This is a genomic window from Bacteroidota bacterium, from assembly GCA_016195025.1.
In the GTDB taxonomy this organism is placed as follows: Bacteria; Bacteroidota; Bacteroidia; order Palsa-948; family Palsa-948; genus Palsa-948.
The window spans coordinates 24,897-37,400 of sequence record JACQAL010000053.1; the positions used below are offsets into that span (position 1 = coordinate 24,897).

At 38.2% G+C, this 12,504-nt stretch carries 17 protein-coding genes; 8 read left to right on the forward strand and 9 right to left on the reverse strand.

Annotated features, from left to right (window positions below):
- Positions 1–36 precede the first annotated feature (36 nt).
- The 6 genes from HY063_10560 to HY063_10585 all read left to right on the forward strand — a co-directional run bounded on the left by HY063_10560 (position 37) and on the right by HY063_10585 (position 4,671).
- Positions 37–1,389, forward strand: a complete 1,353-nt coding sequence (locus HY063_10560) for an HD domain-containing protein (GenBank protein MBI3502225.1) — start codon at positions 37–39, stop codon at positions 1,387–1,389.
- A gap of 79 nt (positions 1,390–1,468) precedes the next feature.
- The gene (locus HY063_10565; GenBank protein MBI3502226.1) at positions 1,469–2,101 is read left to right on the forward strand and encodes a hypothetical protein; all 633 of its coding nucleotides are present in this window, start codon (positions 1,469–1,471) and stop codon (positions 2,099–2,101) included.
- A gap of 24 nt (positions 2,102–2,125) precedes the next feature.
- Positions 2,126–3,037, forward strand: a complete 912-nt coding sequence (gene miaA / locus HY063_10570; GenBank protein ID MBI3502227.1) for a tRNA (adenosine(37)-N6)-dimethylallyltransferase MiaA — start codon at positions 2,126–2,128, stop codon at positions 3,035–3,037.
- 117 nt (positions 3,038–3,154) lie between these two features.
- On the forward strand, positions 3,155–3,853 hold the full coding sequence (locus tag HY063_10575; GenBank protein MBI3502228.1) for a hypothetical protein: 699 nt from the start codon (positions 3,155–3,157) through the stop codon (positions 3,851–3,853).
- 24 nt (positions 3,854–3,877) lie between these two features.
- Positions 3,878–4,462 (forward strand): hypothetical protein, encoded by a 585-nt coding sequence (locus HY063_10580; protein ID MBI3502229.1) that lies wholly within the window; start codon positions 3,878–3,880, stop codon positions 4,460–4,462.
- Positions 4,463–4,470: 8 nt separating this feature from the next.
- Positions 4,471–4,671, forward strand: a complete 201-nt coding sequence (locus HY063_10585) for a hypothetical protein (GenBank protein ID MBI3502230.1) — start codon at positions 4,471–4,473, stop codon at positions 4,669–4,671.
- A 21-nt stretch (positions 4,672–4,692) separates the two neighbouring features.
- Here HY063_10585 and HY063_10590 read toward each other — a convergent pair whose 3' ends face one another.
- The 9 genes from HY063_10590 to HY063_10630 all read right to left on the reverse strand — a co-directional run bounded on the left by HY063_10590 (position 4,693) and on the right by HY063_10630 (position 11,364).
- Entirely contained in the window at positions 4,693–5,181 is a 489-nt protein-coding gene (locus tag HY063_10590; protein MBI3502231.1) for a hypothetical protein, read from the reverse strand.
- Positions 5,182–5,325: 144 nt separating this feature from the next.
- On the reverse strand, positions 5,326–6,162 hold the full coding sequence (locus tag HY063_10595; GenBank protein MBI3502232.1) for a site-specific DNA-methyltransferase: 837 nt from the start codon (positions 6,160–6,162) through the stop codon (positions 5,326–5,328).
- A 4-nt stretch (positions 6,163–6,166) separates the two neighbouring features.
- Positions 6,167–7,003 (reverse strand): hypothetical protein, encoded by an 837-nt coding sequence (locus HY063_10600; GenBank protein MBI3502233.1) that lies wholly within the window; start codon positions 7,001–7,003, stop codon positions 6,167–6,169.
- A 201-nt stretch (positions 7,004–7,204) separates the two neighbouring features.
- Positions 7,205–7,408 (reverse strand): hypothetical protein, encoded by a 204-nt coding sequence (locus HY063_10605; GenBank protein ID MBI3502234.1) that lies wholly within the window; start codon positions 7,406–7,408, stop codon positions 7,205–7,207.
- A 186-nt stretch (positions 7,409–7,594) separates the two neighbouring features.
- Positions 7,595–7,810 carry a hypothetical protein gene (locus HY063_10610; GenBank protein ID MBI3502235.1) on the reverse strand — a complete coding sequence of 72 codons (216 nt, stop codon included), beginning with the start codon at positions 7,808–7,810 and terminating at the stop codon, positions 7,595–7,597.
- Positions 7,811–7,812: 2 nt separating this feature from the next.
- Entirely contained in the window at positions 7,813–8,346 is a 534-nt protein-coding gene (locus tag HY063_10615) for a hypothetical protein (GenBank protein ID MBI3502236.1), read from the reverse strand.
- 421 nt (positions 8,347–8,767) lie between these two features.
- The gene (locus HY063_10620) at positions 8,768–9,079 is read right to left on the reverse strand and encodes a hypothetical protein (GenBank protein MBI3502237.1); all 312 of its coding nucleotides are present in this window, start codon (positions 9,077–9,079) and stop codon (positions 8,768–8,770) included.
- A gap of 171 nt (positions 9,080–9,250) precedes the next feature.
- Positions 9,251–10,378 carry a DUF4062 domain-containing protein gene (locus HY063_10625; protein ID MBI3502238.1) on the reverse strand — a complete coding sequence of 376 codons (1,128 nt, stop codon included), beginning with the start codon at positions 10,376–10,378 and terminating at the stop codon, positions 9,251–9,253.
- Positions 10,379–11,121: 743 nt separating this feature from the next.
- Positions 11,122–11,364 (reverse strand): hypothetical protein, encoded by a 243-nt coding sequence (locus tag HY063_10630; protein MBI3502239.1) that lies wholly within the window; start codon positions 11,362–11,364, stop codon positions 11,122–11,124.
- A 196-nt stretch (positions 11,365–11,560) separates the two neighbouring features.
- On the opposite strand from HY063_10630, the gene HY063_10635 reads away from it, so the two are divergent.
- Positions 11,561–11,734, forward strand: a complete 174-nt coding sequence (locus HY063_10635) for a helix-turn-helix transcriptional regulator (protein MBI3502240.1) — start codon at positions 11,561–11,563, stop codon at positions 11,732–11,734.
- A 26-nt stretch (positions 11,735–11,760) separates the two neighbouring features.
- Positions 11,761–12,366: a hypothetical protein gene (locus HY063_10640; GenBank protein MBI3502241.1), complete on the forward strand. Its 606-nt coding sequence runs from the start codon at positions 11,761–11,763 to the stop codon at positions 12,364–12,366.
- The last annotated feature ends 138 nt before the right edge of the window (positions 12,367–12,504 follow it).

Below are 12,504 nucleotides of genomic sequence, written 5' to 3' on the forward strand. Positions count from 1 at the left end.
TCTGTTTTTGAAATTGTATCCGGCTGCGCGGAGGAAATGAACGTGCAGGCGTTTGTCATTGGCGGCTGGGTCCGTGATTTATTCCTGAAACGCGAATCGAAGGATATTGATTTTGTTTGCACCGGAAGCGGAATCGAGTTAGCGCAGCGCGTGGCAAAAAAAATTTCTGGCGAAGTGCATGTGAACGTTTATAAAAATTTCGGCACTGCGCAAATTACATTCGGTGATTATATTTTTGAGTTTGTGGGAGCGAGAAAAGAATCGTATGACCATACTTCAAGAAAACCCGCTGTGGAAACCGGAACTTTGCAGGATGACCAGAGCAGGCGCGACTTCACCATTAATGCGCTTGCTATTTCGCTTAATAAAAAAAATTACGGAGAACTGATTGACCCTTTCGGAGGTACAGAGGATTTGAAAAATAAAATCATCCGCACCCCGCTGAATGCCGACATAACATACAGCGATGACCCGCTGCGCATGATGAGAGCCATTCGTTTTGCAGCGCAACTGGGATTTTCCATTGAAAAAAAATCCTTCGATGCCATTGTAAAAAATAAAGACCGGATTAAAATTGTTTCCAGGGAACGGATTGCGGATGAACTGAATAAAATTATTCTTTCTCCAAAACCTTCAGTGGGTTTTAAGTTGCTTTTCGATTCGGGATTGCTTGAAATTATTTTCCCTCAATTTGTTTTGCTGCGCGGAGTTGAATACGCGGACGGCAAAGGGCATAAGGATAATTTTTTTCATACGCTTGAAGTGCTTGACAATCTTTCGCGCAAGAGCAATGATTTATGGCTGCGGTGGGCGGCTGTGCTGCACGATATTGCCAAGCCGCAAACCAAACGTTTTGAAGAAGGGCATGGATGGACTTTTCACGGGCACGAAGACAGAGGAGCGCGCATGGTGCCGAAAATTTTTTCCGAACTCCGTCTTCCGCAAAATGAAAAAATGAAATACGTTCAGAAACTTGTCATGCTTCATCTTCGTCCCATTGCGCTTTCAAAAGAAGTTACCGATTCTGCTGTGAGAAGATTATTATTTGAAGCAGGCGATGACATTGATGACCTGATGCTTCTTTGCGAAGCCGACATCACTTCAAAAAATCCGGAGAAGGTAAAACGTTACCTGCGCAATTTTGAAATTGTACGGCAAAAACTGAAGGAAGTGGAGGAGCGGGATAAAATCCGCAACTGGCAGCCGCCCGTCACCGGAGAAATAATTATGAAAACATTTAATCTTCCTCCTTCAAAAACGGTGGGCATTATTAAAGATGCAATCCGCGAAGCCATTCTGGACGGAGTGATAAAAAATAATTACGAGGAAGCGTATCAACTCATGCTTCGCAAAGCAAAAGAACTGGGTTTTGAAAAAGTCAATGATTAAAGGCAGCAGAAACATTGTGAAAAATATTTTATGAATAAACAAATAGTATTTTTATTTTTGTACTCATTCAATTTATAAAATGGTTTACCGTTTCAGAGTTACCTATGAGGAACACGAAGATGTGTACAGGGATATTGACATCAAAGCAAGCCAATCATTTCATGATTTCCATTGCATCATTCAGCAAGCCATAAGTTTTGACAACTCCAAGCCGGCATTTTTTTATACCTGCGATGATTACTGGAGAAAGGAAGAAACGATTCCAATGGAAATAAAATCTGCCGAAAAAAAAATTAAAAGGAATGAAACTCTCCCGAAAAGAAAAGCGATTGCCGATTACGTGAACGACCCTCATCAGAAATTTGTTTACGTCTTTGACCCTGAAAATGAATGGACGTTCACTATTGAACTGCTGAAAATTTTTCCGGAAGACAGCGGCATACCTTATCCCGTTTGCATAAAAAGTTACGGCAATCCTCCCAAGCAATATAAAGAAACCAATCTTCCCCCGCCCCCCGAAGAAGAAGATGATGACGAGCCGAAAAAAATAAAAGACGGCAAAGAAAAGCTTATGGAAGTGGCGGAAGAACATGCAACTGCCGAAGAGGACGAAGATATTATTCCGCTCCGCCACAACGATGAGGAAGAAAGCAGAGCGGAAGACGAAGAAGGAGAAAGTTCGGAAGGAATCGGATTAGATGATGAAGATTGATTTCCTGCCCGGAAAGTTTTTTCTATGAGCAAAAAATTTCTTGTTGTTATCTGCGGCCCCACCGCAGTTGGAAAAACTTCGCTTGCCATTGAACTGGCGCTCAAATTCAATACGGAAATTATTTCAGCCGATTCGCGCCAGTTTTTTCGCGAGATGAATATCGGCACTGCAAAGCCCACGCAGGAACAACTCGTACAGGTAAAACATCATTTCATCAATTCGCTTTCTGTTGCCGATGAATATAACGCAGGCGAATATGAAAAAGACGCGCTGATTATTCTTGAGAAAATATTTCTGAAAAAAAATATTGCTATTCTTGCCGGAGGAAGCGGCTTGTATATTAATGCTCTTTGCAGCGGCTTTGATTCTGTTCCGCCATCCGATAAGGATGTAAGGGAAAAAATTATTGAGCAGTATAAAAAAGAAGGCATTGAATATTTGCGCGCGGCTCTGAAAAAGACAGATAAAGAATATTATTCCAAGGTGGATTTGTCAAATCCTCACCGCATGATTCGCGCCATCGAAGTTTTTCTTATTACCGGCAAGCCCTTTTCGCAATTCAGAAAAGGAAAAAAACAGAAGAGAAATTTTTCCATACTAAAAACAGGATTGAATGTTGAACGGGAAGAATTATATAAAAGAATTAACGCGCGCGTGGATCAAATGATGAACCGGGGATTGCCGGAAGAAGTCAAGTCACTTGCGAAGCAGCAGCATTCAAACGCGCTGAACACGGTTGGTTACAAAGAACTGTTCGAACATCTTGAGGGAAAAATTTCTCTGCAAGCAGCAATTGAAAAAATAAAACAAAACACCCGCCACTTCGCCAAGCGTCAACTCACCTGGTTCAAAAGAGACAAAGAAATAAAATGGTTTGCACCGTATGAAGAAGCAAGAATAATTCAGCACATTCATACAGCAATGTCTGAAAAGTAATTGAATAAAATATCTTCAGAAAAAATTCATCTTGTGAAAATCATTTATATTTGAAAAATTTTCCGTCTAAAAATCTTTGGCACGATTATAGAAAAAGGCACGCTAAACATTACTTCAATGAAAAAAATTTTATTCTTATTTAATCTCGTGGCAGTTGCTGCTGCAGCGCAAAATCAACCTTCCACTTCTTCGCCAGGAAACACTACGCATACTACAACCACTACGGTAGTGAAATTACATTACGATGAATTCTGGCTCAGCGGATGCATTGGAGGAGGCGCGGTGGTGAGTACTAACATTGTAAACTCAGGCGCGGTGCTTCCTTTCCGCACGGAATTTTTATGGCAGCGCAAGCACCGCAGGTTAGGTTTTGGTTTTGGAAATGAACTGGAAATTACTCCGCAGTCGCTCACCGAATTTGCTTTCAAAGGAACGCAGCCCGGCATCAGCAAATTATATTTTGTGTATGAAAAATTTATCTTCCGGAATTTTCCTGTCAATCTTGGGTTCAGCGGGCATTTAGGTTTCTTCGGGCAGTCGGGTGGAACGAGAACCGCAAAGGACAGCACCGCTGCGCGAGGCGGATTATTCGGAAACGTGGGAGCCGTGTTTGAAGTGGGAATCCGCCCGGTTTACTTATTTGTTCGCCCCGATTTGGAATACCAGTCATGGAGCGGATTGCACAAGCAGATTCAGGCAACCGGAACCGTGGGCATTCGCCTGAAATTTTTATCGCCTGAAGAAAAACAGCGAAGAGCCGCCCGCAAAGCCGACCGGTACAAGCACCGCCACATGCATCATTCAAAGAAAGCATAAAAATATTTTATAACAAAAAGAAATATGAAAAACATTCTTGCATTATTTCTCACAGCGATTACCTGCGCAGCATTCAGCCAGAATAAATATTATTCGTATCCGCCAGAACTGAAATTGTCAGATGCTCCGCATTTCTTTAACGCAGATTCTATTCTTTCAGCGAAAAAATTTCAAACCCTGCCGCACGAATATAAAAACATGGACAAACAAATTGCCAATTACGATATGGAAGTGCTGGGCGAACTGCATGGAGCATATTTTACAAAAGAGTTAGACCATACTTTCATCCGCGACATTGATATTTTGCAGCCCCCTTACGACACCATTCTTTTCAAGCAGCGCGCGTTTGTGTATAAGGATTCTGCCGAAGCCAATAAAGTTTTCAAACACCTGAGCGAAAAAGTGGTTTCCGCCATTTCGGTTCCCGATTACAGGATTATTTACAAAGAGATGAATGCAATTTATTTTATATCGGTGCAGAGTTATGAGAAGAAACTGAAGCAGCACTTCCCTGCCATCATCTATCCCATTTACGATGCGCTGGCAACTGATAAAAAACATTTATACCTGCTGTTTAAGCATGACTTGAGAATTAAAACGAACAGGTAAATCAGCGAGTGATTGGGTTCATTAACTCTTTTACTCATCAACTCAAAATTCACTGCACCACCACCTTCTCCGTAAAAACCTTCAAAGAAACTCTCCCTCTTTCCCTCTCTTTAGAGGGATGTCCGAAGGACAGGGTGAGCCTGCCTGCGGCAGGCAGGCGACTTGCCATTTACACTCCGATTTATCGGAGCGCCAGCGGGCAACAATAGTACAAAAATGGTGCAACTATTTTAGTTTATCGTAGCCGATGATTTTTCAATGGCTCTGTCCATTTCATCGCCTGAAAGGTTAGTGTAAAGAATGCTATCTTGATTTTCTTTATCCCTTATGTAAAGTTTCATGAGTTCGGTATCACCGTCACCTATCCAAACAAATTGAATTCCTATGATAGTGCTGATGTCAAGAATTTTTTCTTCAAGTTTTTCATCGCGGTGATTCTTCAATGGAATTCGGATAAAGCGCGAAGGATATTTAACTCCTAAAATGGCTGAGGCATTAATTATTTCCATAAGATCGTCCATCGAAAGAGGACTGTAAGCCACATCGGGTAATTTGAATCCTTTGGCAAAATGAATCCTGCATAACTGTTTTTTTACGCTCTTATAATATCCGCGTTTGATATACATGATATTCCCTGATTCAAATGTATAGTTGCGCTCTTTTCCTCCGGGCTCCCTTGTTAAGGGCAGGGTGACAATATTTTTGAATTCTTCTTCCATTATTTATTGTGGAACGAAAGAGGAGGGAAATTATTTTGCTTTTGGAAATTTTTGTAAGCAGAACTTACCTGTTACTGTGGCACCAAGTGCAACTTCGCGCCTACCCAACTACAAAATACATCTTAGCGCATGCGGGGGAGTGCTTTATTTTTCGTCTGTGAACAAGTCAACTGTCTGCGAAATTGTCTTGCCATTTTGCTGAAAATATTTAAGTCGGTGTTCGTGTCTGATTTTTCCGTTGTTGTCTAAACGCTCTAATATCATTTGGTAGTAGTTGGGGTGAAGTTCGCAACTGATAAAATTTCTTTTTAAGTTTTTGCACAACATAAGTTCCGAGCCACTACCACCGAAGAGAATAAATACATCGTCATTCTTTTGAGTGCAAGATTTTATAAGCATTTCAACAAGTCCTAAAGGAATTTGGCAGGAATGAAAAGTTTTGTCTTTAGAAACATTTTTTACAAGGTCAAAATAAAACCAACTGTATGGCATTCGCCCTTTGTGTCCATCAGCAATTCGCCCTTGTATCCGTTTGTCTGTCGGGTTTTGATATGGAACTGCAATATTGTCTTTGTAAAAAGAATTGTCTTTACTTTTTGTAGCGTGAAGAATAGAGCGATGAGCAGTTGTCAATCGTTTGGGGCTGTGTCCGACATTTGTGTTATATGTCCAAACATAATCTTGCACATTTGAAGCGTTGTCGTCTAAAAATTTTACTCTCAAGTGAGCATTCTGTTTTGGGTAATTCATCATAAATAAATTACCAGTCGGCTTTAACACACGCATACTTTCTTTCGTCAGTTCAATATACCAGTCAATATATTCATTCCATTTCGTAGTGTAATTTTTTCCCGCATAATTAATTCCAACATTGTAATCAGGATCACCATAAACCATATCCAAGCTGCCGTCAGGCAGTTTTTTTAGAACTTGTAAAACATCTTCATTAAAGATTTTATTTCTGAATTTATCTATGCTCATGCTATTAGTTTTGATGGATTAATTTGTATGATGCTGACTTGATAAACTTGATTGTAGTGATGTCAAGAGGATTTGAAAAAGTGTAAGCCCAAAGTTTTATCGTATCGTGAGTTTTTGATTTTTCGCGAACAACATAAACGCAAAAGATTTCTTTTATTTTTCCTTTGAGTTCCGTTTTCTTATTTGCGTTGAAGTAGTAAAGAAACGGATGATAAATTTGGTAGATAGAAAAATTGTCGGGCTTCCCATTTTTGCCTTCAAACACTCCGATTGTTCCTTGTAGTTCTATTGTTAAATCAACTTCAATCTGAATGTTTTTCATTTCAAGTTTTGCGTCCTTACCAAATGAATATTCAAAACTTGTTTTTGTTCTGTGAGGGAAATAGGTTTTTGGTCGCTTTATAATATCTACATCTTCAAATTCTTTGTCTTGGTTGAAAAGAAAATGATGAAGTATTCTTTGGTTGTTAGCAACGGAAAGAATATTACTCTCGCTGGAATTGTATTGATTTAATAAACTTCGTTTGTAATTCCAATCAATAGTTTTTTGTATTGGCTCAAAGTTGTGAAATACTTTGTCAATGCCTTTGATAAACTTGTGCTTTCCGCTACCAATGTGAATTATAGCGTAATCATTTTTTACAAGAATGTCGGGAAGTTTGGTTTTGTTGTCAAGTTTTGTAACATCAAAAGGATTTCCGAAACCAATTTTTTTGCAAACATCTTTTACTAAGTCATTGTGAAAAACAAAATTGTCTTTGCGTTTGCAAATTTTAAATAGTTCCTCAATTACTCGGTCTTTCTTGCTCTCTCTGAATTTTTTTGTTTTCTTTTTCGTCACGGTTTAATTTTTCACAAATGTAATAGTTTATTCTCAAAGTGTCGTCCTGTTTATTTTGTCTGTCCGCAAGTTTTTAAGGAGCAGTTGATGTCAAAATGCTACGGGAAGTGCAACTTCGCGCCTACCCAACTACAAAATACATCTTAGCGCGTGCGGGGACTTGCCATTTACACCCCGATACATCGGAGCGCCAGCGGGTGCCTACCATCTTTTAAGCGTGGGTAACATGGATGTAATTCCAACAATCAAGATCACTATCATTGTTGAAATGCCTGTAAAATCCTTTTTGTCTGCAACAATAAAGTCCATGTAAATAGTATATGACATTGCAGAAAGATAAATTAGCAAAGCAAAAATAATCCATGCTTTCCATCCTGTCGAGAGTTTTTGTTGGTCTTGTGTCATTGTGATAAGTTTAAGTTGCTTTATAGTTTGTAAATGTAGGGTTTTATTTTTTTATCATGACTTTCCCGCTCAGGGGCGGGATGCGAAGTTGTTTCTCGTCTCAGACCTGCCTGCGGCAGGCAGGTGACTTGCCATTTACACCCCGATACATCGGGGCGCCAGCGGGGTAAGAAAGATCTTTTGAAATTACTTCTCGTATTTTTCTTTCGGCTCGGCAGCAATGGAGGGTGCGTGAGAGGTTTTGTATTGTTTTCTGCGCTTGGTCTGACTTTTGCGAATTTCTTTTGCTTTATGTTCGCGAATGAATTTGCTTATGGCCATTTCATCTTCTTTTGTTAACTCAAATGCCGGACCTTGTCCACCAATAAAATCTACATCGAGTTCTGTTTTTTTATGTTTCATTGTTATATGGTATTTGGAAAATATTTGTCAATTAATTTTAATGCTGTCGTTGTTTCAATTATCATCAGTCGTCCTCCAAAATGAATAGCGCCTAAAGTTTCTGTGTAATGATTGATTAGTTGGCTTTTTGAAAGGAAAGAAACATTTCCGTCATGCCCGCGCTGAAATGAAAGTTTACAGGCATAAGCGACTAAATTTCCCGGAGCGCCAGAATAAATTTTTGTCTTCCCTTTATTAAACGGAGCGCTTTCAATAAGATGAATAAAAACATGGTCTTGTCTTATTTCTAAACTAATCAGCCCTTGAATTACTGTTTGATTATTTACAATGGAGAGTTTATACACATCGCGTTCGGGATGTTTGTATTCCAACTTCCAGTCAAAAACCCAACCATTTTTTTTCGTTATAGATTTTAGGTCAGCAGTAGAAATCAGAGTTATATCGGTAGAGAAACTATCTCCTGTAATTACATTTTGAATTGAATTAGTTAACTTATCAATTTCAAAATCGAGTCCGGTATTTATTTTCTTTTTCACGGATTATAAAGTTAAGAAATGTCTCTGCGTGCTGATGTTAAATTTTTTCGCATTGTGCCTAACTTGTTATCCCTGCCTGCCGCAGGCAATACCGTCACAAATGTACGGTTATTAGGGCTGTGAAACCAAATGGAATAATGGAATGTTGGAATATTGGGCTGTTTCCCATTCTTCCATCTTCCACCATTCCATCATTCCAGTTTTTAGAGGTTCCCTACTATCTTTTTTTTCATCAGCAAATGCTTTGTTATTTCTTAGAACGAAAGAGGAGGGAAATTATTTTGCTTTTGGAAATTTTTGTAAGCAGAACTTACCTGTTACTGTGGCACGAAGTGCAACCCTGCCTACCGCAGGCAGGTTCGCGCCTACCCAACTACAAAATACATCTTAGCGCGTGAGGGGGAAACTGTCGAGAAGAAAATTATTTTGTCTTTACACCTTCTTCACTGATTGCTTTGTCAATTGCTGCTTTCAATTCAAGAAGTTCTTTTTCATTGAAAGAATTTGTTGTCTCCCATTTGTCTCCTTTCTTATAAACTTTTTCTACTTTGAAATTTTTCCAAGTTGCCCCGTCTTTCTTTTTGTCTTCCCAGACAACAACTTTTGCAGCACCGACTTCATAAGTTGCTTTTGGTTTTTGTTTGTCTTGCTTTACTGTCTTGGTTGTGTCTTGCGCGAAAGTTGTCAGTGCGAAACAAGCGAACAAGAATAAAGTTGCTGTCAGGTTTTTCATTTTGATTTTTGTTTTAGTTGTTATCTATTTTGTTAATTGTCAAACGAGGAAGTAACTGTCTGCTGATACAAAAGTAAATTAATTGCACGAACTTCAAATTGCAAATGTAGCCCGTGTACGCGCCTACCCAACTACAAAATACATCTTAGCGCGTGCGGGGGGGGGCATTATTTATGATTCTAATTCATTCATAAATAAATTTAGCCACATGTCCGCAATTTCTGTATTGTTAAAAATATATGAGGGCTTCTTTTTATCCCCCCAAACATTTTGATGATCTTCATTAATCCCAAAGTCATATTCATAGCTTTGAGAAACTGTCCAACTTTCTGTTGGAAGAGGAATAGTATCTAATTGAGTCCATTTTTTTATAGCGACTTTAAGGGAAGAATCTGTCAATGAATTACCATATTTTATTCTCCATTCAAAAATCAAAACCAAACCTTCATAAATTATATTAATCAAATTTGAATTTCTTTGATTATGTCTTATTTGATATTTCTTATCCTCTAGTGAATTAATTTTATCAGTTAAAATGTTGTAAAGATCCGCAACAAATTTTTTTGAATCATCCATTGCATAACTATCTGGCATAAAATATCCTCTTTTATATTCTTCAAATTCTTTTTTCTTCTTAATTATCTGTGCTCTTTTTTCAATCGTCATTTTTTCCGGGGGCGGAACAGCCATTGGGAAATCATTTTTTTCTGTTACTTCTTCTATAAATTGAAAATTCGCATCTCTTCCCGAAATCCATCCATTCAATAAATGACCATTTTCATTGATAATATTTGTAATGTTATTTGCAATGTGAAGTTTAATATCTTTCTCATCATCAAAAAAGGCACAAATACTTTTTTGAACATATTTTTTGAAGGCATCATACTTGTCTGTATTATTTACTTCTATCGCATCTTTTTCTCCTAAATCCTTGACTTTATTTTTTAATGCTTCATCTTTAATAATAATAGCAAAGGGAAATTTATTTTTTTCAAGTGCGTAACGATATTCAATTTCAGTATAACTTTTACCAGATTCTTCGTGAATTGAACCGTATCTCCCACCTAATATTAATATATAGAGGTCGGATTCATCAATCCATTTTTGGATAGTTTCCAAAGTTTCTTTTCCTGCTTTAAAAAGTTCCATTCCTGCGGGAATATGCCCTGCTTTTAGTATTGCTTCAACAGCTGCTTCTCTTTCTTTTTTCAAATCAGTAAAAGTCGAAGAAATAAAAATTTGATATTTCTTTTTCAATGTTGTCTGAAATGTTTTTAATTCTTCACTGGGAGATTGCATTTCCAATTCTCTGATAAAACCATTAAGCATGTTTTCAAATCTTGTTCGTTCGCCACCGCTAAAATTATGTATGTTAGAAATAATTCTTAGTTTCTTCAAATTAATTTCCTCGTTTGGAAATATTTTTTTGAGGAGTCGTTCTGTAGTGAAAATCCACGAAGCCGCATCGCATTCTGATTGCTTTAATAAAGTTAATTGAACATTTATTGCTTCAATCTTATAATTAGAATCAGGTTCTATTTTATTATTTTTTTTAGATTCATTTTTGCTGATACCATTATTCCCTTCAATCCATTCTTCAGTTAATTCGATATATGTTTCTTTATTTTTTTGTTTTCTAATTAAGGGTAGAACTACATATTTAATTTGCTTAATAAATTTTTCTTTGTTACCCTTATATTCATTCACATAATAATTCAAATGAAAATCCAGTAACTTATTTATTTCATAAGGTGGTTTAATGGAAGTCAACTTATTTGTAAAACTTCTGTCATAATGCTCATCTGTTGTTTTTGTATAGATGGTTTCAGATTTATTATTTTTTTCTCCCCACATGGAAGAAGTCTTTCCAAATGTCATAAAATGTGTTTGCACACCTAAGTTTTTTAGCTGATAAGAATTAATAGGTTCTTTATTTTCTTCACTTATTGAGTAAAATTCATTCATTATTGTCTGGTGTTTTGTTAATTTGAGTTAATTCCCATATGAAATCTTCAGCGAAAGTAATACTAAAATTACCATTCTTAAAAATTGTTAATGAGTGATTGCACGCTTCGGTTAATTTTATTTGCCACTGCCGCGTAAGTTCCTTCTTCGGCATAGAGGCGCAGCAACTTTTTATAGTAGCGCGTAATCCCCGATGGCAGTATAAGGCAGCGCATTATTAACACATAACTTAAAAAAATAATTACTACTATTATTTTATTGGGCATATCCACTCCATTGTAAACTGCAAGAGCCATGGCATATAGAAGGTATAATTTCATCAGTGAATAATTTTTTTTCTGTGAATTTCAAGCCATTACAAGTTTTTTTTTCACACTTACACTACAGTGAAAGAGTTACCTCAACGGGATTGCAGACACTTGCCGAAAAATTATTCGTGCCCTCATGGAAGATGCAGAGCGAAAGATAGAAATGGAAAGGATACTGGAAGAATTATCGGAAACACTTACAAAACTTATGAAAGAAGAAAAAATAAATCAGGACGGTTTAGCGGCTAAAACAAAATTTACTCCGGGTTATATCAGCCAATTCATAAACAAAAAATGCAGCAACCCGAAAATAGAATCGTTAGTAGAACTTGCCGCAGGATTTAACCGTAGAATAAAAATAACTTTTGAACCTGTCAACTAATAACCATCCCCTAAAATTAAATCTCTATGAAAAAAACCACTCCCACTGCGCAGATTGCGCTCGACTTTCAGAAGTTTGACGCACCCGGCTTAATTAATTTTGGCAGCGGCATTGCCGCGGGGCTTTCAAACGACCCCGATATTACCAACCCGCCCGTGAACAGCAATACGCTTTATGCCGAAATAGGCACCGTGAACCCGCAAACGGGGCTGGCGGGCAGTTTGGCAAAACGCGCCCAGGGCGACCGTTCCGAAACCCTCACTAAACTGATTGCCCAGCAGGCGAACACGCTTATTGAAGACCTCACCGAAGATGCCGCGCACGTGAAGGCAAGAGCGAATAAAATTGCCAATGGCGATTTGGCGCATGCGGAGCAAATCATTACCCGCATAGGGTATCACCTGAAAAAGAAAGGCGACAAACACCCGCGCAGTTTCGAAGTGGTGGAAAGCGGAACGGGCTGGGTTCACCTGCGCGCTAAACGAACTAAAAAAACCGGCAGCGAAGGGCAGGCATGGCAATATGGAATTACCACTGCCAAGGATACGCCTCCACCAACGCTGAAAAAGCCGCGCTTCACCCTTGAAGTGGATGTGATAATTCACGACCTGCCCAGCGGTTCAATTGTCTGACCTTTACTAAAATAACTATACAGTTGTGATTGGTTTTACTGGAATAGTTATACACTATTGTTTCGTTACACGGATATGGCTATACAATTTTTGTAAAAATACTGAAATAGCTATACACCCCTCACTAAGGTGGTTGGC

Excerpts from the sequence above, each read along its gene's own strand:
- HY063_10590 (MBI3502231.1), bottom strand. The coding sequence starts at position 5,181 with ATGGAAGAAGAATTCAAAAATATTGTCACCCTGCCCTTAACAAGGGAG.
- HY063_10620 (MBI3502237.1), bottom strand. The coding sequence starts at position 9,079 with ATGAAAAACCTGACAGCAACTTTATTCTTGTTCGCTTGTTTCGCACTG.
- HY063_10575 (MBI3502228.1), top strand. The coding sequence starts at position 3,155 with ATGAAAAAAATTTTATTCTTATTTAATCTCGTGGCAGTTGCTGCTGCA.
- HY063_10625 (MBI3502238.1), bottom strand. The coding sequence starts at position 10,378 with ATGCAATCTCCCAGTGAAGAATTAAAAACATTTCAGACAACATTGAAA.
- miaA (MBI3502227.1), top strand. The coding sequence starts at position 2,126 with ATGAGCAAAAAATTTCTTGTTGTTATCTGCGGCCCCACCGCAGTTGGA.
- HY063_10635 (MBI3502240.1), top strand. The coding sequence starts at position 11,561 with ATGAAAGAAGAAAAAATAAATCAGGACGGTTTAGCGGCTAAAACAAAA.
- HY063_10565 (MBI3502226.1), top strand. The coding sequence starts at position 1,469 with ATGGTTTACCGTTTCAGAGTTACCTATGAGGAACACGAAGATGTGTAC.
- HY063_10610 (MBI3502235.1), bottom strand. The coding sequence starts at position 7,810 with ATGAAACATAAAAAAACAGAACTCGATGTAGATTTTATTGGTGGACAA.
- HY063_10580 (MBI3502229.1), top strand. The coding sequence starts at position 3,878 with ATGAAAAACATTCTTGCATTATTTCTCACAGCGATTACCTGCGCAGCA.
- HY063_10605 (MBI3502234.1), bottom strand. The coding sequence starts at position 7,408 with ATGACACAAGACCAACAAAAACTCTCGACAGGATGGAAAGCATGGATT.
- HY063_10595 (MBI3502232.1), bottom strand. The coding sequence starts at position 6,162 with ATGAGCATAGATAAATTCAGAAATAAAATCTTTAATGAAGATGTTTTA.
- HY063_10630 (MBI3502239.1), bottom strand. The coding sequence starts at position 11,364 with ATGAAATTATACCTTCTATATGCCATGGCTCTTGCAGTTTACAATGGA.
- HY063_10560 (MBI3502225.1), top strand. The coding sequence starts at position 37 with ATGAACGTGCAGGCGTTTGTCATTGGCGGCTGGGTCCGTGATTTATTC.
- HY063_10640 (MBI3502241.1), top strand. The coding sequence starts at position 11,761 with ATGAAAAAAACCACTCCCACTGCGCAGATTGCGCTCGACTTTCAGAAG.